Origin of the sequence: Comamonas sp. 23 (genome assembly GCF_049601575.1) — a bacterium.
GTDB classification, from domain to species: Bacteria; Pseudomonadota; Gammaproteobacteria; order Burkholderiales; family Burkholderiaceae_C; genus Comamonas; species Comamonas squillarum.
On sequence record NZ_CP187127.1, the window covers coordinates 1745109 to 1766745 of the forward strand.

Annotated in this window: 16 protein-coding genes and 1 tRNA gene; 13 read left to right on the plus strand and 4 right to left on the minus strand. The window is 65.4% G+C overall.

The features are described from left to right. Positions 1-23 precede the first annotated feature (23 nt). The 6 genes from pheS (at position 24) to ACPEE1_RS07880 (ending at position 7371) form a co-directional block, all read left to right on the plus strand. Positions 24-1079, plus strand: coding sequence for a phenylalanine--tRNA ligase subunit alpha (gene pheS, locus ACPEE1_RS07855; protein ID WP_021025156.1), 1056 nt, complete (start codon positions 24-26; stop codon positions 1077-1079). A 150-nt stretch (positions 1080-1229) separates the two neighbouring features. Further along, positions 1230-3683 carry a phenylalanine--tRNA ligase subunit beta gene (gene pheT, locus ACPEE1_RS07860; RefSeq protein ID WP_260719994.1) on the plus strand — a complete coding sequence of 818 codons (2454 nt, stop codon included), beginning with the start codon at positions 1230-1232 and terminating at the stop codon, positions 3681-3683. A gap of 22 nt (positions 3684-3705) precedes the next feature. Next, positions 3706-4032, plus strand: coding sequence for an integration host factor subunit alpha (locus ACPEE1_RS07865; protein ID WP_021025154.1), 327 nt, complete (start codon positions 3706-3708; stop codon positions 4030-4032). A gap of 112 nt (positions 4033-4144) precedes the next feature. Then, positions 4145-4576: a MerR family transcriptional regulator gene (locus tag ACPEE1_RS07870; protein ID WP_423935858.1), complete on the plus strand. Its 432-nt coding sequence runs from the start codon at positions 4145-4147 to the stop codon at positions 4574-4576. A gap of 18 nt (positions 4577-4594) precedes the next feature. Beyond that, a tRNA-Pro gene (locus ACPEE1_RS07875) sits at positions 4595-4671 on the plus strand. Positions 4672-4875: 204 nt separating this feature from the next. After that, positions 4876-7371, plus strand: coding sequence for a DNA polymerase II (locus ACPEE1_RS07880; protein WP_423935860.1), 2496 nt, complete (start codon positions 4876-4878; stop codon positions 7369-7371). Positions 7372-7458: 87 nt separating this feature from the next. Here the strand turns inward: ACPEE1_RS07880 and ACPEE1_RS07885 are convergent, their stop codons facing one another. From ACPEE1_RS07885 to ACPEE1_RS07895, 3 genes are all read right to left on the minus strand, one after another. After that, on the minus strand, positions 7459-9060 hold the full coding sequence (locus ACPEE1_RS07885) for a bifunctional aspartate transaminase/aspartate 4-decarboxylase (RefSeq protein ID WP_423935862.1): 1602 nt from the start codon (positions 9058-9060) through the stop codon (positions 7459-7461). 103 nt (positions 9061-9163) lie between these two features. Beyond that, entirely contained in the window at positions 9164-10849 is a 1686-nt protein-coding gene (aspT, locus tag ACPEE1_RS07890; protein WP_423935864.1) for an aspartate-alanine antiporter, read from the minus strand. A gap of 636 nt (positions 10850-11485) precedes the next feature. Next, positions 11486-12610, minus strand: a complete 1125-nt coding sequence (locus tag ACPEE1_RS07895) for an NADH:flavin oxidoreductase/NADH oxidase (RefSeq protein WP_116925863.1) — start codon at positions 12608-12610, stop codon at positions 11486-11488. A 224-nt stretch (positions 12611-12834) separates the two neighbouring features. On the opposite strand from ACPEE1_RS07895, the gene ACPEE1_RS07900 reads away from it, so the two are divergent. Next, positions 12835-13110, plus strand: a complete 276-nt coding sequence (locus ACPEE1_RS07900) for a hypothetical protein (protein WP_423935866.1) — start codon at positions 12835-12837, stop codon at positions 13108-13110. 75 nt (positions 13111-13185) lie between these two features. On the opposite strand, the gene ACPEE1_RS07905 is transcribed toward ACPEE1_RS07900, so the two are convergent. Next, entirely contained in the window at positions 13186-14082 is an 897-nt protein-coding gene (locus tag ACPEE1_RS07905; protein WP_116925865.1) for a LysR family transcriptional regulator, read from the minus strand. 510 nt (positions 14083-14592) lie between these two features. Here ACPEE1_RS07905 and ACPEE1_RS07910 point away from each other — a divergent pair. The 6 genes from ACPEE1_RS07910 to ACPEE1_RS07935 all read left to right on the plus strand — a co-directional run bounded on the left by ACPEE1_RS07910 (position 14593) and on the right by ACPEE1_RS07935 (position 21633). Then, positions 14593-14886 carry a DUF3649 domain-containing protein gene (locus ACPEE1_RS07910; protein ID WP_116925866.1) on the plus strand — a complete coding sequence of 98 codons (294 nt, stop codon included), beginning with the start codon at positions 14593-14595 and terminating at the stop codon, positions 14884-14886. A gap of 1 nt (position 14887) precedes the next feature. After that, complete coding sequence (locus ACPEE1_RS07915; protein ID WP_423935869.1) at positions 14888-16588, plus strand: PepSY-associated TM helix domain-containing protein; 1701 nt, start codon at positions 14888-14890, stop codon at positions 16586-16588. Next, entirely contained in the window at positions 16585-16929 is a 345-nt protein-coding gene (locus tag ACPEE1_RS07920; RefSeq protein ID WP_182342925.1) for a DUF3325 domain-containing protein, read from the plus strand. Before ACPEE1_RS07915 ends, ACPEE1_RS07920 begins: the two co-directional genes overlap by 4 nt. 80 nt (positions 16930-17009) lie before the next feature. Beyond that, a complete protein-coding gene (locus tag ACPEE1_RS07925; protein ID WP_423935871.1) occupies positions 17010-18188 on the plus strand; it encodes an efflux RND transporter periplasmic adaptor subunit in 1179 nt (392 codons plus the stop codon). Beyond that, a complete protein-coding gene (locus ACPEE1_RS07930) occupies positions 18185-20227 on the plus strand; it encodes an ABC transporter permease (RefSeq protein ID WP_423935873.1) in 2043 nt (680 codons plus the stop codon). Before ACPEE1_RS07925 ends, ACPEE1_RS07930 begins: the two co-directional genes overlap by 4 nt. A 2-nt stretch (positions 20228-20229) precedes the next feature. Beyond that, positions 20230-21633 carry an efflux transporter outer membrane subunit gene (locus ACPEE1_RS07935; RefSeq protein WP_260719981.1) on the plus strand — a complete coding sequence of 468 codons (1404 nt, stop codon included), beginning with the start codon at positions 20230-20232 and terminating at the stop codon, positions 21631-21633. The last annotated feature ends 4 nt before the right edge of the window (positions 21634-21637 follow it).

Here is a 21637-nt window from a genome sequence, read left to right on the forward strand (position 1 = left end):
CATTACAGTCGATAAGAGTCGATATGAACGAGTTGGATTCTCTGGTCGAAAGCGCGCAGCAACTGTTTGCGCAGGCCCATACCCCCGCTGATCTGGAAAACGCCAAGGCGCAGTTTTTGGGCAAGTCGGGCAAGATGACCGAGCTCATGAAGGGCATGGCGCAGCTTTCCGTCGAAGAGAAAAAATCGCGCGGTGCCGCCATCAACGTGGCCAAGCAGGCGATTGAGGCGGCCTTGACGGCACGCCGCAAGGCGCTGGCCGATGCCGAGCTGCAAGCCCACCTCAAGGCCGAAGTGCTGGACGTGAGCCTGCCCGGCCGCCGCCGCGGCAGCGGTGGTCTGCACCCCGTATCCATCACGATGGAGCGCATCGAAGGCATCTTCGGCTCCATGGGCTTCGATGTGGCCGAAGGCCCCGAGATCGAATCCGACTGGTTCAACTTCACCGCGCTCAATACGCCCGAAGACCATCCCGCGCGCTCGATGCACGACACCTTCTATGTCGAAGGTGGCACCCAGCACGCGCCCAATCTGCTGCGCACGCACACCAGCCCGATGCAGGTGCGCCATGCGGTCCAGCACGTCAAGCGCTACCGCAACCTGATCGACGCGGGCCAGACCATGCCCGAGATCCGCGTGATCGCGCCGGGCCGCACCTACCGCGTGGACTCGGACGCCACCCACTCGCCGATGTTCCACCAGTGCGAAGGCCTGTGGATCGGCGAGAACGTGAGCTTCAAGGACCTCAAGGTCGTGTTCACCGACTTCTGCAAGACCTTCTTCGAGCAGGATGACCTGGTGCTGCGCTTTCGCCCCAGCTTCTTCCCGTTCACCGAGCCCTCGGCCGAGATCGACATCCAGTTCCAAAGCGGGCCGCTGGCCGGCCGCTGGCTGGAAGTCTCGGGCGCCGGCCAGGTACACCCCAATGTGGTGCGCAACATGGGGCTCGATCCCGAGAAATACATTGGCTTTGCCTTTGGCATGGGCCCTGACCGCCTGACCATGCTGCGTTATGGCGTCAATGACCTGCGCCTGTTCTTTGACGGCGACATCCGTTTCCTGTCGCAGTTCCAGTCATGAGCACGGAGCGGGCGGTGTTGCAGATCTGCAATGTGATCCCCAGCCCCCGGGCAGCATGCGCTGCCAGCCGCTCCCCATTGAAAAGCAAGAACGCCCGGCCTGCCGCTGCCCAAGACGGCGCAGCAGGCCTGAACGCCAAAGAGTCCGACTATGCAATTTCCTGAATCCTGGTTGCGCCAATACTGCAACCCGTCGCTGACCACCCAAGAGCTGGCTGATACCTTGACCATGGCAGGCCTCGAGGTCGAAGAACTCGACCCCGTAGCGCCACCGTTCACCGGCATCGTTGTCGGCGAGATCAAGGAAGCGGTGCAACACCCCGATGCCGACCGTCTGCGCGTCTGCCAGGTCGATGTCGGTGGCCCCGAGTTGCTCAATATCGTCTGCGGCGCGCCCAATGCGCGCGTGGGCATCCGCATCCCTTGCGCGACCGTGGGCGCCGAGCTGCCCCCCGGCGCGGACGGCAAGCCCTTCAAGATCAAGATCGGCAAACTGCGCGGCGTGCAAAGCTTTGGCATGCTGTGCTCGGCCAAGGAGCTGGGCATTACCGACGACCACGGCGGTCTGCTGGAGCTGCCCGCCGATGCGCCACTGGGCCAGAACGTGCGCGAATACCTGAACCTTGATGACACCTTGTTCACCCTCAAGCTCACGCCCAACCTGGCACACTGCCTGTCGGTCTATGGTGTGGCGCGTGAGCTGTCGGCGCTGACCGGCACGCCGCTCAAGGCGCTGTCCTTCCCGGCGGCGGCTGTGGCTTCGCAAGACAAGCTGCCCGTCAAGATCGAAGCGACCGACCTGTGCGGCCGTTTCTCCGGCCGCATCGTGCGCAACGTCAACACCCAGGTCAAGACCCCGCAGTGGATGGTCGACCGCCTGGCCCGTTGCGGCCAGCGCGCCGTCAGCCCCCTGGTCGATATCTCCAACTACGTGATGTTCGAGCTGGGCCGCCCCAGCCACATCTTCGATCTGGACAAGATCAGCGGTGGCCTGAGCGTGCGCTGGGGCAAGCAGGGCGAGACGCTCAAGCTGCTCAACGGCAACACCATCGAGATCGACGACTTCCCCAAGGTCGGCGTGATTGCGGACGCGCACGGCCTGGAGTCGCTCGCCGGCATCATGGGTGGCGATGCCACTGCCGTGTCCGACGACACCAAGAACATCTACATCGAAGCGGCTTTCTGGTTCCCCAAGGCCGTTGCCGGCCGCTCGCGCCACTTCAACTTCTCGACCGACGCGGGCCACCGCTTCGAGCGTGGTGTGGACCCGCAGTTCACCACCGAGCACATCGAGCGCATCACCCAGCTGGTGCTCGAGATCTGCGGCACGCCCGAGACCCAGGTGGCTGCCATGGACGACCAGCAGCCCAACATGCCTGCGCCCAAGACGGTGCAGCTGCGCGTGGCGCGTGCAGCCAAGGTCATCGGCATGCCGGTGACCCAGCAGCAGTGCCTCGATGCGCTGAACGGCCTGGGCCTGCCAGCCACCGTGGCGCAAGAAGGCGTGATCAGCGTGACCGCGCCTACCTTCCGCTTCGACATCAACCTGGAAGAAGACCTGGTTGAAGAAATCGCGCGGATGATTGGCTACGAGAACCTGCCCACCAGCAAGCCGCTGGCGCCGATCTCGCCCAAGCTGCGTGCCGAGAACTCCCGCAGCCCCTATGCCGTGCGCCATGCGCTGGCCGGCCTGGGCTACCAGGAGACGATCAACTTCAGCTTTGTCGAAGAAAAGTGGGAGCAAGAGCTGGCGGGCAACAGCCAGGCCATCAAGCTGCTCAACCCCATCGCCAGCCACCTGAGCGTGATGCGCTCGTCGTTGCTGGGCTCGCTGCTGCAGGTGCTCAAGTTCAATGTGGACCGCAAAGCTCAGCGCGTGCGCGTGTTCGAGCTGGGCCGCGTGTTCTTCAAGGACGACTCGGTCGCCGAGTCCGACACCACCGTCAAGGGCTTCCACCAGCCCATGCGCGTGGCGGGCCTGGCCTATGGCGCAGCCGACCAGCTGCAATGGGGCCGCAGCGAGACCAAGGTCGATTTCTACGACGTCAAGGGCGATGTCGAGGCACTGCTGGCGCCGCTCAAGCCGGTGTTTGAAGCGGCTGAGCACCCCGCGCTGCACCCTGGCCGCTGCGCCCGCGTGCTGCTGGACGGCAAGGCCATCGGCTTTGTTGGCGAGCTGCACCCCCAGTGGCGCCAGGAATGGGATTTGGCCCAGGCGCCAGTGATGTTCGAGTTGGCCCTCGATGCCGTGCTGGCACGCCAGGTGCCGGTGTTCGCACCGGTGGCCAAGCACCAGATGGTCGAGCGCGACATCGCTGTCGTGGTCAAGGAAACTGTCACCCACGCCCAGATCATGCAGGCCATCACGGCTGCCAGCGCAGGTGCTATCCTGCGCAGTGCCGTGCTGTTCGATGTGTTCCGGCCCAAGAAGCTCAAGGCGGGCGAAGAGGCCGCTGCCGGCAGCCTGGCCCAGGACGAGAAGAGCCTGGCCGTGCGTCTGAGCCTGGGCCATGACGAGCGCGCGCTGGAAGACACCGAGATCGAAGCGGCCGTGCAGGCCGTGGTCGAACAACTCACACAAAGCCTGGGTGCGCGTCTGCGCTGATCCCACACGCGAGGATTGCTATATGGAATTCACCGTTGAGAGCCTGGAACAACCTGCGCTGACCAAGGCGCAGCTGGCCGATATGCTGTTTGACAACATCGGCCTGAACAAGCGCGAAGCCAAGGACATGGTCGATGCCTTTTTCGACCTGATCTCGGAGAGCTTGATCAAGGGCGAGGATGTGAAGCTGTCGAGCTTTGGCAATTTCCAGGTGCGCATGAAGAAGGCCCGCCCCGGCCGCAATCCGCGCACCGGCGAAGAGGTGCCGATCGAGGCGCGCCGCGTGGTCACCTTCCATGCCAGCGGCAAGCTCAAGGATTCGGTGCAGGCCCCCGCCGACATGGAGTAACGCAGGCCCTGGGGGCGCGGCCGCCAGCAGTGCGTTGCACTGAAGGTCAAACCGTCGCCCGCTTTCGCCTATATGCAACACGGCCGCTTTCGCGGCTGTTTACAATTTGTCCATGGAAAAACAGCTGCCCCCCATCCCTGCCAAGCGCTATTTCACCATCGGTGAGGTATCGGTGCTGTGCGACGTCAAGCCGCATGTGCTGCGCTACTGGGAGCAGGAGTTCACGCAGCTGCGCCCGGTCAAGCGCCGGGGCAACCGCCGCTACTACCAGCACCATGAGGTGCTGATGATCCGCCGCATCCGTGAACTGCTCTATGAGCGCGGCTTTACGATCAGCGGGGCGCGCAACCAGCTCCAGTCACTGCCGCGCGGCCAGGCCATGCTCGATGCGCTGGAAGGCGACAGCATATTCGCACTGCAGGACGAAGGTGCTGATGCACTGGCTGCCGGCATGGCTGAAAGCGCTGAACCGCTGAGCTGGCAGCAGGCCGCGATCGAATTGCAAGAAATTCGTCGCATTCTTTCCGGGGACCCTGAAAACTAGGTATATAATTCAAGTCTTCGGAATGTAGCGCAGCCTGGTAGCGCACTTGCATGGGGTGCAAGGGGTCGCGAGTTCGAATCCCGCCATTCCGACCAAAAAGACAAGGACTTAGCTCGAAAGAGCTAAGTCCTTTTTCTTTTGTCCAAACAGGCTCTGGAGCCAACATCTGCCACCCATGTGCAGGCGCTGCGGCACGCCGGCGATATCATCGGTGCGCAAGCCCGCCGAGGCTTTCGGCGCTTGATGCCATCGCAGCGATGGCTGCGGTTTTCGCCCCTTTTTGCTTAGCCTGATCTACCGTGCCCACCACCCCCCTCCAAGGATTCATCCTGACCCGCCATTGGCGGGACGCGGCTGCGGGCACCGAGATGGAGTACTGGCTGGCGACCGATGCCGGGCCGCTCAAAGTGCTGCTGACGCGGCAGGTCTCGGTGGCGTTTGTCGAGGCGCGGCACCGGGTGGTGGTGCAGACGCAGCTGCTGGCCATGCCCGGTATGGAGCTGCGCGAGCTGGCCCTCAAAAATTTTCAGCAGGAGCCGGTGCTGGGCGTCTATGCCACGCATTACCGGCAGTTGGGCAAGCTCGCGCGCGGCTTGAAGCAGCTCGATGTGTCGCTTTTGGAAGCCGATGTGCGGCCCCATGAGCGCTATTTGATGGAGCGCTTTATCACCGCTGGCGTGCAGGTCGAGGGCGGACAGCTGCAAGGCAATACCGTGGTGGACTGCAGACTGGTGCCGGCGCCCGCCTACCGGCCTGCGCTCAAAGTCGTGTCGCTCGATATCGAAACCAGCCAGCACCAGGATCTGTACTCGATTGCGCTCGATGGCGTGGGCGAGCGCGTGGTGTACATGCTGGGCGATGCCCCGGTACCCGATGCACCGGCGCCCGATGCACCGGCGCCCGACGCACCGGCGCCCGACGCACAGGCGCCCGATGCACCGGCGCCCGACGCACCGGCGCCCGACGCACAGGCGCTCGCTGCACCGGCAGAGCAGGCTGAACCCACCAGCGATTTCAGGCTGGTGTATTGCGCCAGCCGCAAGGCGATGATCGAAGAGCTCAATGCCTGGTTTGCGCGCCATGACCCCGACGTCATCGTCGGCTGGAATGTGATCCAGTTTGACCTGCGGGTGCTGCAAAAGACGGCGGATGATTGCGCCACCCCGCTGCTGCTGGGGCGCGAGGGCCGGCCCATTGCCTGGCGCGCGCACCCGGGCAAGCAGGACTACTGGTTTGCGCCGATGCCGGGCCGCGCGGTGATCGATGGCATCGAGGCCTTGCGGGCGGCGGTGTGGAGCTTTCCGTCATTCAGCCTGGAGAACGTGGCTCAGGCCTTGCTGGGCGAGGGCAAGGACATTGGCGACGAGTACGACAAGATGGCCGAGATCGAGCGCCGCTACCAGCAGGACAAGCCCGCGCTGGCGGCCTACAACATCCGCGACTGCGAGCTGGTGCTGCGCATTTTTGACAAGGCCCAGCTGCTGCAGTTTGCGATGGAGCGGGCGCATGCCACCGGCCTGCAGCTGGACCAGTTTGGCGGCTCGATTGCCGCGTTCAGCCACCACTACCTGCCGCGCATGCACCGCCAAGGTTATGTGGCGCCCAATGTGGGCGATGTGCGGGGCAAGTCTTCGCCCGGTGGCTATGTGCTCGATTCGCGGCCCGGCTTTTATGACTCGGTGGTGGTGCTGGACTACAAAAGTCTCTATCCGTCCATCATCCGCACCTACCTGGTCGACCCGGTGGGCCTGGCCGAAGGCCTGCATGCCAGCGATACCGCATCGCTGATCCACGGGCCGATGGACACACGCTTTTCGCGCGACAAGCACTGCCTGCCCGAGATCGTCACCACGCTCTGGCGCGCGCGCGATGAGGCCAAGCGCACGAAGAACGAGCCGCTGTCCCAGGCGCTCAAGCTGGTGATGAACTCCTTTGCCGGGGTGCTGGGCGCGACGGAATGCCGCTTCTTCAACCCAGCGCTGATCTCGTCGATCACCCTGCGCGGCCATGAGATGGTCAAACGCACCAAGGCGCTGGTGCAGCAGCGCGGCTACGAGGTCATCTACGGGGATACCGATTCGATCTTTATCTGGCTGGGGCGTGCTCACAGCAACCAGGAGGCCCATGCGGTAGCCACATCGCTGGTCAGCGATATCAATGCCTGGTGGACGCAGGGATTGCGCGAGCAGCAAAACCTCGAGAGCTTTCTCGAAATCGAGTTCGATACGCACTACAAGAAGTTCTTCATGCCCACGATCCGGGGCTCGGACGTGGGCAGCAAAAAGCGCTATGCGGGCCTGAGTGTGGATACCGATGGCAAGGAGGCCATGGTCTACCGGGGCCTGGAGATGGCGCGCAGCGACTGGACACCGCTGGCGCGTCAGTTCCAGGAAGGGCTGCTCTCACGGGTCTTTCAAGGTGAGCCCTACCGTGACTTTGTCATCGACTATGCGCAGGCGACCCTGGCAGGCAAGAAGGATGATTTGCTGGTCTACCGCAAGCGCCTGCGCCACCGGCTCGATGCCTATGTGGCCAACCTGCCGCCGCAGGTGCGCGCGGCCCGCATGGCCGATGACTACAACCGGCGCCAGGGCCGGCCGCTGCAGTACCAAAGCGGTGGCTGGATTCGCTATGTGATGGGCAAGAACGGGCCCGAGCCCTTGGAAGTGCGCCAGTCGCCGATCGACTACGAGCACTACCTGAGCAAGCAGCTGCAGCCGATTGCCGATGCCATCTTGCAGCCGCTGGGGGAGGACTTCAACGGCCTCACCTCGATGCAGCAGGAGTTGTTCTAACGGCCTGCTGCAGCCGCTGATGGGAGCTGGGGCGAGCAGCGCAGGGGGGGGCGGGCCTGCGCTGCCGCGTTGATGCGCCAGAGCGGCTCAGGGCTTGGCGGCTGACTGCGCCTGGAACAGCGCATACAGCTCGTCCACCATCTGGCGCAAGGCGCGGCCAATGGCGGCGTATTCGTACTCGTTGAGGTTGGCCAGCGACGCCCGGCCCGATGGCCTGTCCGAGCCAAAGCCCCGGCCCGGCAGCAGCACAATGCCGGTCTCGTCGGCAATGCGGAATAGCATGTCGCCGGTCGAGGACTGCTGCACGGCCCATTCGGAAAACGCCTGGCCATAGAGCCGGCAGGTGACGCTCTGCAGGTCGATCAGGGTGTAGTAGTTGACGGAGTTGGGGTTGTGCAGCGGCGGCATGCCCAGCTCGCGGTACAGGGTGGCCTCGCGGCGGCGGATCAGCTGCTTGAGCGCCTGCTTGTAGGCATCGGCTTCATCGATCAGCGCAAACAGCGAGAACAGCACCATCTGCACCTGCTGCGGGGTGGATAGGCCGGCCGTATGGTTCAGCGCCACCACGCGGCTGTCGGCCACCAGGCGGTCGATGAACTTGAGCGAGCGCACATCGGGCAGCAGCGAGCGGTAGCGGTGGTCCAGCTCGACCTTGGCGCTCTCGGGCAGCTGGGCCAGCGCTTTGTCAAAGACGTTTTCCTTGTGCGCGGCAATCACGCCCAGGCGCCAGCCGGTGGCGCCAAAGTACTTGGAGAAGGAGTAGACCAGCAAGGTGTTGTGCGGGCAGACCGAGAACAGCGACTGGAAGTCATCGGCAAAGGTGCCGTAGACATCGTCGGTCAGTACCATCAGATCGGGCCGGTGGTCGGCAATGATGGTCTTGATGCGCTCCAGGCTGCGCTGGTCCATCTTGACCGACGGCGGGTTGCTGGGGTTGACGCAGAAGAAGATCTTGACGGCCGGGTCGCGCAGCTTGTCCAGCTCGGCGTCAGAGTACTGCCAGCCATTGTCCGGGTCGGCATGGATGGGCACCTCTTCCAGTGCGTACTGGGCCAGCTCGGGGATCTCGATATAGGGCGTGAACACCGGCATGCCGATGGCAACCTTGTCACCGGCCTTGAGCAGGCCGCTGATGCGCAGGCTCTCGAAGATATAGGCCATGGCAGCGGTGCCGCCTTCGACGGCAAACAGGTCGACCGACTCCACCGGCACGGCGCCGCCGGCCATCTCGCGCACGATGTACTGGCGCACAATCTTCTCGCTCACGGTCAGCATGCGCGGGGGCACCGGGTAGTTGCAGCCCAGGATGCCGTCCACCATCTCATGCAGAAAGGCAGCCGGGTCCAGGCCCAACTGGTCGCGCACATAGCTGAGCGCCTTGGCCAGAAAGCGCACGCCTTCCTGGTCGCGGTGCTCGGCGGTGTAACGCTCAAAGCGGCTCTCAATGCCTTCAATCTTGGCCAGGCCGCCAACCCCTACCGTCATGTACGAGTACGACAGCTCGGACTCGGCCGCCGCAAACAGCCCCAGGCGAAAGAACGCGCGGCGCGGCGTGGTCGCCAGAAAGTTCGGGTTGCCGCGACCGGCATTGAGCATCAGCCGATTGGCCTTGCCCGATGCCACCTTGATCAATTCATCCTTGAGCTCGAACGGGCTCAAATGGGCCAGACGCTGGTAGTCCTGAGACATGGTGCAACTCCTTGCAGTCGTTGATAAACGGGATAAACGGAAAGAGGGGAGGCGGTGCAGCGCCGCCTGGAAATCCCTGAAAAAGAGAGCGCAGCAGCGCCCCTCATGCAAACGCGATGACCAGCGGGCCCAGCAATGTCAGAAACACATTGGCCAGCGCATAGGTGATCGCAAACGGCACCGTGGGGATGGCGTTGCCCGCCTTGTCCAGCACCTCGCCAAAGGCGGGGTTGGCGCTGCGCGCGCCCGACAGCGCCCCAGCAAAGATGGCCACGTTCTCATAGCGCAGCACATACTTGCCAAACAGCATCGCAATCAGCAGCGGCACGATGGTCACCACCATGCCCATCAGAAAGAGGCTCAGGCCTTGCTCCATCACCGTGCTCACCGCCTGCTGGCCCGACTGCAGGCCGACCATGGCCACAAAGCCGGCCAGGCCCAGGTCGCGCAGCAGGGCAGAGGCGGCAGTGGGCATATTGCCCAGGGTGTGCTTGCGGCTGCGCCACCAGCCAAACAGCAGACCCGCCAGCAAGGCGCCACCGCCGCTGCCCAGGGTGATGGGGATGGAGCCGATGCGTAGCACGAGCAGCCCAATCAGCAGCCCGACAGTGATGCCCAGGCCGTGGAAGACAAAGTCCGTCTTGTCACTGGGAATGAGGATGGGGCCCACCGACTGCGCGGCGTTCTGAACATCCTGGGGCGTACCAAACAGGGTCACCACATCGCCTGGCACGATCAGCGTGGCGGGCGTGATTGGCAGCGGTGAGCCCGAGCGCGTCAGCGCCACCGCATAGACGCCATGCTTGAAATCGGGCGTGAGGCTGTCCAGAATGTCCTTGACGCTGCGGTTGAGGTACTGGCTGTTGGTGATGGACACATCACGGCGCACCATGACCACGTCCATGTCTTCGGCGCTTTGCAGCTCATCACCGATGTTGGCACCCAGCGCCACCACCGCCGCGCGCCGGCCCACCAGCAGCACAATATCGCCCGCTTCCAGCACCAACTGCGGGTCCACGCCGACCAGCGCATTCTTGCGGCGGATACGCTCGATGGTGACCGAGCCTTGCGGGGTGCTGGCCTCCAGCTCAGTCACCGTGCGGCCTGACTGCTTGACCTTGAAAATGCGGCCCACCAGATCGGGTGCCGCAGGCGATTCGCCCGCGCCATAGACATGCACGCCCTTGAGCATTTCCTGCTCGGCCTGGATGGCGTCGTCATGGATCTTGCGGCCGGTGAGCCACTGCAGCACATTCACGCACAGCAAGATGGCGCCGAACGAGCCAAAGATATAGGTCACCGCATAGCCAATCGCCACATTGGCCTGCATGCGCTGCACCTCGTCGGCGGCCAGGCCCAGCTTCTCGATGGCCGAGCCTGCCGTGCCGATGATGGCCGACTGCGTCATGCCGCCGGCAGCCAGCCCTGCGGCCAGCCCCTTGTCCAGGTGGAAGACCCGCGCCAGCACCACGACGGTGACGAGGCCCGAGATGGCGACCACGGCCGCCATCAGGATCTCCTTGATCGACTGCCGCCCCAGCGAGCGAAAGAACTGGGGCCCACTCTCAAAACCCACGGCATAGATGAACAGCGCAAACAGCACCGCCTTGATGCCCGAGTCGATCTGTACCCCCACCTGGCTGATCAACACAGCCGCCAGCAGCGAGCCCGCCACGCCCCCCAGCTGGAACGAGCCAAACCGCAGCTTGCCGACGCCATAGCCAAGTGCCAGCGATGCAAACAGCGCGATCTCGGGCGCCTGGTGCAAGATACCTCTGAGCCAATCCATAAGAGCCTTTCAGGTCAAAAGAAGGGCTGCTCTACCGGCTATATCCAAAGTCGCCCGGTGTACAGCTTGTTAGGAATTGTTTGCAATGGGGTGCTGCCACGTTAACCGAGTCCACGAAAATCTGTATGTAGGAGAGGGCTGACAAAGTCGTTGAATGCGCTGCGCTTGTCATAGATCAGAAATTGAACTTTTTCAAGGATTTAGCATGGCATACTGCATGCGCTGATCCGGTTTTCGGTGCTTGCTCTGTGCTGGCGCATCAGTGAGTGAACACCCGCATTGGGGCGATCCAGACCCCGTTTAAGCGTCGCAAGCGGGCTGGTCATTGCTGATTTTTACGCGCGTGGAAGCCGGCCGTGCTGATGTGTTCTTGCCACAGTACAGCCCATGTTTATAGATCTGATCGATGAGTGCAAGCAAGATTGGCTTGAATGACGAAAGCCGAATTTTGGTGTGCATGTTGCTGCGCTGGGGCTGCACCGCGCCGGTTCTCCATGCCCCGGATCAGCCAGCCGCTGCACGGTGCCTCCCTCGCCTGTGCCTGCTGGCGAGCTGAAGGGCGCGCTACCGGTTCTAAAAAGCGGTAGCGCGGACCGGCCAGGAGAGGCTTGGCCGGTCTTGGAGGGTGAGGGCCGCTTAGGCCGCCACCGCCGCCTGCTTGCCCGCACCACGGTAGCGCTCCAGCCAGTGGGCGTAAGGCGCAGGCAGCACCCAGTCCGGGCGGGCGGCCTTGAGCTGCTGGGCCAGCGTGTAGGGGTAGTGCGGGTTGGCCAGCATCGAGCGGCCCATCATCACCAGCGCCATCTGGCCTTCGGCTACGACGCGCTCGGCCAGCTCGGGGTCGTCAATGCCCCAGCTCGATGCGACAGGCAGGCCCGCTTCGCGGCTGACGCGCTGGGCAATCGGGGCCAGGAAGGCGGGCTCGCTCCAGGGGATTTGCACGCCGGGGATGACAAAGTTCACGCTGACATTGAGCAGATCCAGGCCGCCTTCGCGCATGCGGCGCACCAGCTCGATCGATTCGGCCAGGGTTTCCTCATCGCGGCCATCGTATTCAATGACGCCAAAGCGGGCGGTCAGCGGCAGGTTTTCGGGCCAGACTTCGCGCACGGCGGCCAGCGTTTCCAGCGCAAAGCGGGCGCGGTTGTCAAAGCTGCCGCCATAGGCGTCCTGGCGCTGGTTGGCGTGGGCCGAGAAAAAGCTCTGGGCGAGGTAGCCATGGGCAAAATGCAGCTCCAGCCACTTGAAGCCGGCGGCCAGCGCGCGGCGGGCGGCGGCTACAAAGTCGGCTTTGACGCGTTCGATATCGGCCAGGGTCATCTCCCGGGGCACGCGGCCCAGGTCTCCACCAAAGGCGATGGCCGACGGCGCAATGGTTTGCCAGGCGCGCGGGTCGCTCTCGGGAATATGGTCGTCGCCTTCCCAAGGGCTGTTGGCGCTGGCCTTGCGGCCGGCATGCGCGATCTGGATGCCGGGCACGGCGCCTGCCGCCTCGATGCCGGCGGCAATGCGCGCCAGGCCGGGCACATGGGCGTCATCCCACAGGCCCAGGCACGCAGGGCTGATGCGGCCATCGGCCGACACGCCAGTGGCTTCAACAATCACCAGGCCCGCGCCGCCCCGGGCGATCGAGGGGTAGTGCACCTGGTGCCATTCGTTGCTGAAGCCATCGGTGGCGCTGTACTGGCACATCGGTGGCACGGCAATGCGGTTGCGCAGGGTGACGTCTTTGAGGGTAAAGGGGGTAAACAGGGCTGACATGGCAATGCTTGGGGTGGAAAAATAAGGGATGGAACGGCCGCCGAAGCTGCCGCCCGCAGATCGCTTTCACATCTGCAAGGCGGGGGGCGCCAGCCCAAACAGGGGCTGCTCCGGCCGTCCATCGCCTGCAATTGAGGTGCTACAGCCATAAATCAAATGCTGGTTTTTTATGGCGGCCATATGCCTGGCTGATATCAGGCGTGCCCCTTGCTGCGGCTTTCAAAATGCGCAGCGCCACGCCTGGCATTGAAATTTTCCCCGGCGTCACCAACACCGCCATGGGCCAGCTCACACCCAGCACAAGCCCCGTGAAGACAAAAGACTGGAACGACACGCTGGAGAAAGAAATTTGGCGCAGCGACGCCAAGAAATCAGGCGACTACTGCAACGGCGGTAAAGCCTGGTATGCCGTAGGCTGGCGTAGCTGCCAAGGCGCTCCAGCGCAGCAGCCTGCTTGCTGGGACCACTACATCCAGTCGCCGCCCTGGGCAGCGCCATAAGCGCCGCAACCCTGTTGCTAGGCGCTCATGCGGCGATCCAGAGGAGCTGCTGCATGCGGCCCCCAACCGGGGCCGCTATACCTGGGTCGCGGAAAACAGCAGCTCGCGCAGCCAGCGCTGCGCCGGGTTGTGGTGGCTGCGCTCATGCCAGACGGCCAGCTTGCTAAAACCTGGCACCTCCACGGGCGGCTTGCAGACCGACAGCCCCTCCATGCCAGCGACCAGGCGGCTGGGCAGCACGGCGACCAGGTCGCTGGAGCGCAGGATATCGGGCAGCACCACAAAGCATTTGAGCGACAAGGTCACATCGCGGCGCTGGCCCAGCTTCTCCAGCGCTTCGTCCACCACGCCGTGGAAGCCGCCGCCCTCGTACGACACCAGCGCATGGTCCAGCGCGCAGAACTGCTTGACGCTGAGCTTGCGGCCCGCAGCGGGGTGGCCTTCGCGCATCACGCAGACATAGTGCTCCTGGAACAGCTGGCGCGCATGCATGTCCTGGGGGGTGTTGTCACCAGTCAAAAACGCCAGGTCGATATCGCCGCGCTCGAGCTGGCCCTGCACCAGGCGCGGCTCCAGCGGGATCAGCGAGACGCGAATGCTGGGCGCCTGGCGCTTCAAGGCCGCCAAAAAGGGCACGGCAATGGCGCGCAGCGCATAGTCGGTGGCGGCGATGCGGAAGGTGAGCCGGGCGGTGCTGGGGTCAAATACTGGCGGCTGCAGCAGCGCATCGATCTCGCACAGCATCTGCTTGATTGGCAGGGCCAGATCCAGCGCGCGCTGCGTGGGCACCATACCGCGCTGGACGCGCGCAAACAAGGGGTCGGCAAAGCTCTCGCGCAGGCGCTGCAGCATGCCGCTCATCGCCGGCTGGGTCAGCCCCAGCCTGCCGGCGGCGCGCGTCACGCTGCGCTCATCGAGCAGTGCGTCCAGCGCCTTGAGCAGGTTCAGGTCCATCTTCTTGATATCTCGCATGCTTATCGAAGTTTACATATGGCTAAATTTGGCTGATATTGTCGCGACCCAACCATGCCAGTGGGCGCTAAAGGATTTGCCAGATCGGAAGGTGTTTTCATAGGGAGATTACTTTTTTCTGCTGTGGATATTGAGAATGATTCTCTTTACATGGCTTATGATCCAGCCCCATGGAATTGTCTGCCTCCTTCACCCGCGCGTTATGGAGCGGTTTGCGCTGGCCCTGTGCCGACCTGCTGTGGGTGGCCTGGCCAGGACGGGCAGAGCATGTCCCAGTCTGTAGACATGTTGACGAGCTTGGTGACCAGCCCCTCATGAGCGACAGGGACTGATGGGCACCTACCTGGCCTGCCGGACGGTGTGGGCGAGCCGGGGAGTGCTGGACAGCCGCTTACAAACCATTTGGCCCTTTTTTGCATCTCGCGTGTCAAGTAAGAGGAGAAGCTTTGGCGCTTCGCTGGCGCACCAAGCGCAGCTGTTTCTTATCCCACCACCACGATGCCCTTATCCATGTACCCCCTTCCTAACGCACCCAGCGCCCACCCGGGCCTGTCCGTCCTGAGCCGCTTGCTGGCCGCCTTCTTTGGCGGCTATGCATTGGCGAGCGCCTTGGCCGTCTTTTTAGCGGCTGTGCTGCCCGCTGCCCGCGCCGAGGCCGTACTGGCTGGCATGCAGTGGAGCTTTGCGCTGCATGCGCTGGCGGCAGTGTGGGCGTTCTCGCCGGTCTCGCCGGGCAAGGTCTGGCTGGGGATTGCACTGCCCGCGCTGCTGCTGGCAGCGGGCGCTTTGGTGTTGGGGCGCTGACATGGGCAAGACCGTGATTGACAGGCGGCCGGGCAGCGGCGCAGGGCGGGGCGGGTTTCGCCAGGCGCAGGCCTGGCTGCACACCTGGTGCGGGCTGTGGTTCTCCTGGCTGCTGTATGCGGTGTTTCTGACCGGCACCCTGGCGGTGTTCCAGGAAGCGATTGGCCACTGGATGATGCCCGAGCACCATGCCGAAGAAGCGGCGCATGAGGCCGAGCAGGCGGCTGCCGAGGCCGCCGGCCTGGCCTCCAGCCGGGGCCAGCGCCTGGCCTGGGGCGCGGCCTTTATGGAAAAGCACCACCAAGGCGCCGAGATGTGGGAGATCTGGCCGACTGATGCCAAGGGCGGCGGCGAGCTGAAGGTGTACTGGTTTGACCAGCAGCGCCAATACGCCGATGCCGAGCTGGACACCCGCACGGGCGAGCCTTTGGACGAGCACCACCATGGCGCGATGCGGGCCACGATGGGCGGCGAGCATTTTGTGCATTTCCACTACGAGCTGCATGCCGGCCAGGCCGGGCTGTGGGTGGTGGGTGTGGCCGGCATGGCGATGCTGGTGGCGCTCATCAGTGGCGTGGTCACGCACAAGCGGATTTTTCAGGACTTCTTCACCTTCCGCGGCCGCAAGGGCCAGCGCAGCTGGCTCGATGCGCACAATGCCGTGGCGGTATTGACCCTGCCGTTTCAGCTGATGATTGCCTACACCGGCATTGCAATATCGGCCCTGACCTTTATGCCCGCTGGCATCTGGAGCCAGTACGGTACCGCGCCCGGCGCCGTCCAGACCTTTGCGGCCCAGCTGGGCGAGCCGGGCAAGCCGCCGCGCTCGGGCGAAGCCATGGCGGTGCCCGATCTGGAGAGCTTTGCCGCACGTGGCCAGGCGCTGATAGGCCAGCCCGTGCGCGCCGTGGTGGTCAACCACCCCGGCGATGCGGCGGCGCGCGTGGGCATCTATGGCTGGAACAGCGATGCCAACGCCGACAAGCGCCTGAGCCCCAACACCGGCATGGCCATGTTCTCGGCCGCCAGCGGCGAGCTGCTGCAGCTGCGCATGCCCGGCCAGGCCGAGGGCGGCGGCGCGTCGCTCGCGCAATCGGTGATGGGCGGGCTGCACATGGTCAAGTTTGGTGGCTGGCCGATGAAGTGGCTGTACTTTGTCTGCGGCCTGGCGGGCACCGCGATGATGGCCACCGGCGCCATCCTGTTTGTCGTCAAGCGCCGCAGCAAGCACATGGGCGAGTTTGGCAGCGCAACGGCTGCTGTCTACCGCCTGATCGAGGGGCTGAATGTGGCGGCCGTTGCCGGCCTGGGCGTCGCCTGTATCGGCTACCTCTGGGCCAACCGTTTGCTGCCGCTGGAGCTGCCGCAGCGCGCGCAGTGGGAGCTGGGCGTGTTCTTTGGCCTGTGGTTGGCCGCGCTGCTGCATGGCCTGCTGCGCGCGCCGGCCAAGGCCTGGCTGGAACAGATGGCGCTGCTGGCTGCGCTGTGCCTGCTGCTGCCGGTGCTCAACGCCGTGACCGTGGGTGACCACTGGCCCGCCCAGCTGCTGCGCGGCGACTGGGAAAGCGCCGGCGTGGAACTGGTCGCCTGGGCCTTTGGCCTGGCCGCCGTCTGGGCCTGCCGTGTGCTGTGGCGGCGCCGGGCGCTGGTCGCGGGCAATGCGGCGTCTTCCGCCGCCAACAACGTACAGGTGGGCGCATGAGCAGTTGGCAAGCATCGGCGTATGCACTGGCGCTGGCCTTTGCCGGCATGACGGCCCTGGCCTTTGCGATGGAGCGCCACCATGAGCAGTTGACGGGCGAGCGAGAAATACCACGGCGGCGCGGCCAGCTGCTGCGACTGCTGGGCAGCTTGCTGCTGGCGGCCGCCGCGCTGCCCAGTGTGGGCGGCTGGGGCGCCACCGTGGGGGTGGTGGCCTGGCTGGGTTGGATATCGGTCGGGTCACTGGTCGCCGTGTTGTGGATTGCGGCTGCGCCGCGCTGGGCAGCGCGTGCAGCGGTTGCGCTGGCGCCGCTGGCCTTGTGGGGTTGGTGGTGGGCCTGAGGGTCTGCTGAGAAATAGGTGGGGGAAGCAATGGCGGTTATGCAGAAGAAGTGGCTGGGCGTGGCTGAGGGAGACATCTCATGAAGGCCTCGCGTGTGGGAGTGGCAGCGGTTGCTGTGGCGGCGGTGGTGGCAGGCGCGCTGCTGTGGTGGTCGGGCCGCCCGGCCATGGCCTACCAGAGCGAGCCGGTGGCGCGCCAGGATATCGAGGCCACGGTGACGGCGATTGGCACCTTGCAGCCGCGCAGCTATGTGGATGTCGGCGCCCAGGTCTCGGGCCAGATCCTGAAGCTGCGCGTGCAGCCCGGTGCCGAGGTGGCCAAGGGCGATCTGCTGGTGGAGATTGACCCCAGCGTGCAGCGGGCCACCGTGGATGCGGGCCGTGCATCCCTGGCGGGCTTGCGTGCCCAGCTGGCCGAGCAGCAGGCCCAGCACCGGCTGGCGGGCCAGCAGCTGCAGCGCCAGCAGCAGCTGAGCGCGCACGAGGCCACGCGCGAGGAAGACCTGCAGACCGCGCAAGCCAACCTGGCGATGGCCGTGGCGCGCATGGACCATTTGAAGGCCCAGATCAGCCAGACCCAGGCATCGCTCAAGGCCGACGAGGCGCGCCTGGGTTACACCCGCATCTATGCACCGATGGCGGGCACCGTGGTGTCGGTCGAGGCGCGCGAGGGCCAGACGCTGAACGCCACCTACCAGACGCCCAATATCCTGCGCATTGCCGATCTGTCGGCGATGACGGTCTGGACCGAGGTGTCTGAGGCCGATGTGCGCCGCGTCAAAGAGGGCATGCCGGTCTACTTCACCACCTTGGGCGGAGCCGGTCAGACCAAGCCCCGGCGCTGGAAGGGCCAGGTGCGCCAGGTGCTGCCCGCGCCTGCGGCCAACCAGGCTCAGCCCGCCGGCAATGCGCAAACGCCGGCGCCAGCAACCAAGGCCGTGGCCTATACCGTGCTGTTTGATGTGGACAACGACGACGCCGAGCTGATGCCGCAGATGACGGCGCAGGTGGTGTTTGTCAGCGCCAGTGCCAGCCAGGCGCTGGCGGTGGCGCTGACGGCGGTGGAAGAAGACAAGGCCCACGAAGGCGCCCATGTGGCCCGGGTGCTGGGTGCCGATGGCCAGCCCCAGACCCGCAGCGTGAAGCTGGGCATACGCAGCCGCCACCAGGTGGAGGTGCTCGACGGGCTGGCCGAAGGTGAGAAGGTCGTCATCGGCGAGACCCCGCTCGAGCGTGGCCCCAGGTGGCTGCAATGGTGAGCGACGCGGCTGACCCCCAGCAGCCACTGATCGCACTGCGCGGCATTCGCAAACACTATGGCGACCCCGCCAGCGGCCAGCCGCTGGTGACGGTGCTGTATGGCATCGACCTGGACATTGACGCGGGCGAGTTTGTCGCCATCGTGGGCAGCTCGGGCTCGGGCAAGTCCACGTTGATGAACATCCTGGGCTGCCTGGACCGGCCCAGCGGCGGCAGCTACCACTTCCAGGGCCAGGATGTGGCGCAGTTCGACTCGGACGCGCTGGCCTGGCTGCGGCGCGAGGCCTTTGGCTTTGTCTTCCAGGGCTACCACCTGATTGCCAGCGAAAGCGCCAGTGAGAACGTGGAGATGCCGGCCATTTACTCTGGCCTGCCCAAGGGGGAGCGGGTGCAGCGCGCGCAGGCGCTGCTGCAGCGCCTGGGCCTGGGCGAGCGCCTGGGCAACCGGCCCAACCAGCTCTCGGGCGGGCAGCAGCAGCGCGTGTCGATTGCGCGGGCGCTGATGAATGGCGGCCATATCATCCTGGCCGACGAGCCCACCGGTGCGCTCGATTCGCACAGCGGTGCCGAGGTGATGGCGCTGCTGCGTGAGCTGGCCGCTGCCGGCCACACCATCATCCTGATCACGCACGACCGCGATGTGGCGGCGCAGGCGCAGCGCGTCATCGAGATCAGCGATGGGCGTATCGTGGGTGACAGTGCCAGCCAGGCCGAGGCAGCGCCTGCCGCTGCCGGCGCTGCCGCAAGCGCCGACACAAGCACCACGTCAAGCACAGTTGCCAGCGACAGCACCCGCATGCAGCTGGCGCCGGTGCCCCAGGGCGGCAGTGCCTCGGCCGCGCCGCTGGTCGCCGAGCTGCTGGAGGCCGCGCGTTCGGCCTGGCGCGGCATGCGCATGAACCGCGTGCGCACCAGCCTGACCCTGCTGGGCATTGTGATCGGCGTGGTCTCGGTGATCGTGATGCTGGCCATTGGCGAGGGCGCGCGGCGCAAGGTGGTCGAGCAGATGGGCACCATGGGCACGGCGATTCTCTACATGGGCAGCAAGCCGCCAGCGACCGGCGGGCCGGCCGGCCAGATCACCGAAGAAGACCTGGCCGCTGTGCGCGAGCTGCCCGAGATACGGCGCGTGATGCCGGTGATTGGCGACCCCATCACCGTGCGCTATGGCAATGCCGACAAGCAGGTCTATGTGTTTGCCTCCAGCCAAGAGATGCCGCTGGTGCACCACTGGAAGCCCAAGCTGGGCCGCTACTACACGGACACCGAGGACCGCGATCTGGCGCCGCTGGTGGTGCTGGGCCACAAGGCGCACCAGCATTTCTTCCCCGACAAGCCCAATCCGCTGGGGCGGCAGCTGATCATCGGCACCTCGGCCTTTGAGGTGATTGGCGTGATGAGCGAGCGTGGTGCCGATTCGGGTGCGCAGAATTACGACGACATGGTTTTTATCCCCTACCAATCGGGCCGGGCACGCGTCTACCAGGCGCAGACCCAGCCGGACTATGTGGTGGTGGAGGCGATGTCGTCTGACGTGGTCAACGAGGCCGAGGCGGCCATGCACCGCGTGCTATTGGCGCGCCATGGCGGCCGCGAGGACTTTGGCATTGGCAATGCCGCCGCTCGCATCCAGGCCGAGGCGGCCACGCGCCAGAGCATGGCGGTGATGCTGGGGCTGATTGCTGCCGTGTCGCTGGTGGTGGGCGGCATTGGCGTGATGAATGTGATGCTGATGACGGTGCGCGAGCGCACGCGGGAGATCGGTATCCGCATGGCGGTGGGCGCACGCCAGAGCGATATCCTGCGCCAGTTCTTGACCGAGGCCAGCCTAGTGACCTTGTCCGGTGGCACCGTGGGCCTGGTGGTGGGCGCGCTGGTAGGCGCCGTGCTGGTGCTGGCCGGTGTGCCGGTGGTGTTTTCCATCCGGGCCATGGCCGGTGCCTTTGCCTGCGCGGTGGTCACCGGTCTGGTGTTTGGTTATATGCCGGCCAAGACGGCTGCGCGCCTGGACCCGGTACGGGCCCTGGCAGGAGAGTGAGTATGCAGATCTTCCCAATCGCCAGCGCGCTGGCAGCGGCCCTGGTGCTGGCCGGCTGTGTGTCGGCGCCCACGCAGGTGCAGCAGGCGCAGTTGCAAGCCTTGGATGTGCCGGCCCAGTGGCAGCGCAGTGATGCAGCCCAAGGCGATGCCGTCAGCCAGGGCTGGTGGCGCAGCTTTGGCAGCGCGGAGCTCGATGCGCTGGTGGACGATGCGCAGCAGCGCAGCCTGGATGTGGCCGCCGCCATGGCCAGGGTGCAGCAGGCGCAGGCCAGCGCCCGCTATGCAGGGGCTGAGCTGTTGCCTACGGTCAATGCCTCTGCCCTGGCTGGGCACCAGGGCCGGCTGGGGGGCCACGCCGAGACGACGGGCCGCAACCTGTCGGTCGGCCTGGCCGCCAGCTATGAGCTCGACCTCTGGGGCCGATTGCAGTCGCAGCGTGATGCGGCAGGCGCTGCGCTGCGCGCCAGCAGCTTTGACCATGACACGGTGCGCCTGTCGGTCACCGCCGCAGTGGCAGATGCCTGGCTGCTGAACGTGGGCCTGCGTGAGCGCGGTGAGATTGCCCAGCGCAATCTGCAAATCGCCGAGCGCCTGCTGGCGCTGGTTGAATCCAAGGCCAGTTTTGGCGCGGCCACATCGCTGGAGCTGGCGCAGCAGCGCGGCCTGGTGGCGGCGCAGCGCCGGGCGCTGGCGGCGCTGGACCAGCAGCAGGACGATGCCCAGCGCAGCCTGGCCTTGCTGCTAGGCCAGGCGCAAGGCCCTGCTGTCAGCCAAAGCAGTGTGCTGGCCTTGCAGGTGCCCCGCATCGACCAGGGCCAGCCTATCGCGCTGGTCACCCGCCGGCCCGACATTGCCCGTGCCGAGGCCCGTTTGCAGGCGGCCGATGCGGACCTGGAAGCCGCACGCGCCGCCATGCTGCCCCGCCTGACCTTGACGGCCGAGCTGGGTGCGCAAGGCCGGCAGCTGCAGCGTGTGCTGGACAACCCGCTGTACGCGCTGGCCGCAGGCCTGGCTGCCCCCATCTTTGATGCCGGCCGCCTGGCCGCCAACCGCGACCTGGTGATGGCCCAGCGCGAGGAGCTGCTGCTGGCCTACCGCCAGAGCATCGTCCAGGCCTTCAGCGATGTACAGACCGCGTTGAACGCCGTGGCCGGTGTGCAGCAGCAGGCGCTGGCGCAGGAGGAAGAACTGCGCCAGGCCCGCAGAGCGATGGCGCTGGCCGAGGCCCGCTACCGCGCGGGGGCCGAGACCCAGCTGGTGCTGCTCGACACGCAGCGCTCGCTGTACCAGGCGCAGGACCTGGCGGTGCAGCTGCAGCAGGAGCGCCTGCGCGCCAGCGTGGCCTTGTACAAGGCGCTGGGCGGTGGCTGGGGCCAGGTGCAGGGCGAGGCCAGCAAGGGCTAGCGCT

Bases quoted from the DNA above. Each gene is read 5' to 3' on its own strand.
- ACPEE1_RS07900 (WP_423935866.1), top strand. From the start codon at position 12,835: ATGCGCAGCGCCACGCCTGGCATTGAAATTTTCCCCGGCGTCACCAAC.
- ACPEE1_RS07865 (WP_021025154.1), top strand. From the start codon at position 3,706: ATGGAATTCACCGTTGAGAGCCTGGAACAACCTGCGCTGACCAAGGCG.
- ACPEE1_RS07895 (WP_116925863.1), bottom strand. From the start codon at position 12,610: ATGTCAGCCCTGTTTACCCCCTTTACCCTCAAAGACGTCACCCTGCGC.
- ACPEE1_RS07870 (WP_423935858.1), top strand. From the start codon at position 4,145: ATGGAAAAACAGCTGCCCCCCATCCCTGCCAAGCGCTATTTCACCATC.
- pheT (WP_260719994.1), top strand. From the start codon at position 1,230: ATGCAATTTCCTGAATCCTGGTTGCGCCAATACTGCAACCCGTCGCTG.
- ACPEE1_RS07935 (WP_260719981.1), top strand. From the start codon at position 20,230: ATGCAGATCTTCCCAATCGCCAGCGCGCTGGCAGCGGCCCTGGTGCTG.
- ACPEE1_RS07910 (WP_116925866.1), top strand. From the start codon at position 14,593: ATGTACCCCCTTCCTAACGCACCCAGCGCCCACCCGGGCCTGTCCGTC.
- ACPEE1_RS07915 (WP_423935869.1), top strand. From the start codon at position 14,888: ATGGGCAAGACCGTGATTGACAGGCGGCCGGGCAGCGGCGCAGGGCGG.
- ACPEE1_RS07920 (WP_182342925.1), top strand. From the start codon at position 16,585: ATGAGCAGTTGGCAAGCATCGGCGTATGCACTGGCGCTGGCCTTTGCC.
- pheS (WP_021025156.1), top strand. From the start codon at position 24: ATGAACGAGTTGGATTCTCTGGTCGAAAGCGCGCAGCAACTGTTTGCG.
- ACPEE1_RS07925 (WP_423935871.1), top strand. From the start codon at position 17,010: ATGAAGGCCTCGCGTGTGGGAGTGGCAGCGGTTGCTGTGGCGGCGGTG.
- ACPEE1_RS07885 (WP_423935862.1), bottom strand. From the start codon at position 9,060: ATGTCTCAGGACTACCAGCGTCTGGCCCATTTGAGCCCGTTCGAGCTC.
- aspT (WP_423935864.1), bottom strand. From the start codon at position 10,849: ATGGATTGGCTCAGAGGTATCTTGCACCAGGCGCCCGAGATCGCGCTG.
- ACPEE1_RS07905 (WP_116925865.1), bottom strand. From the start codon at position 14,082: ATGCGAGATATCAAGAAGATGGACCTGAACCTGCTCAAGGCGCTGGAC.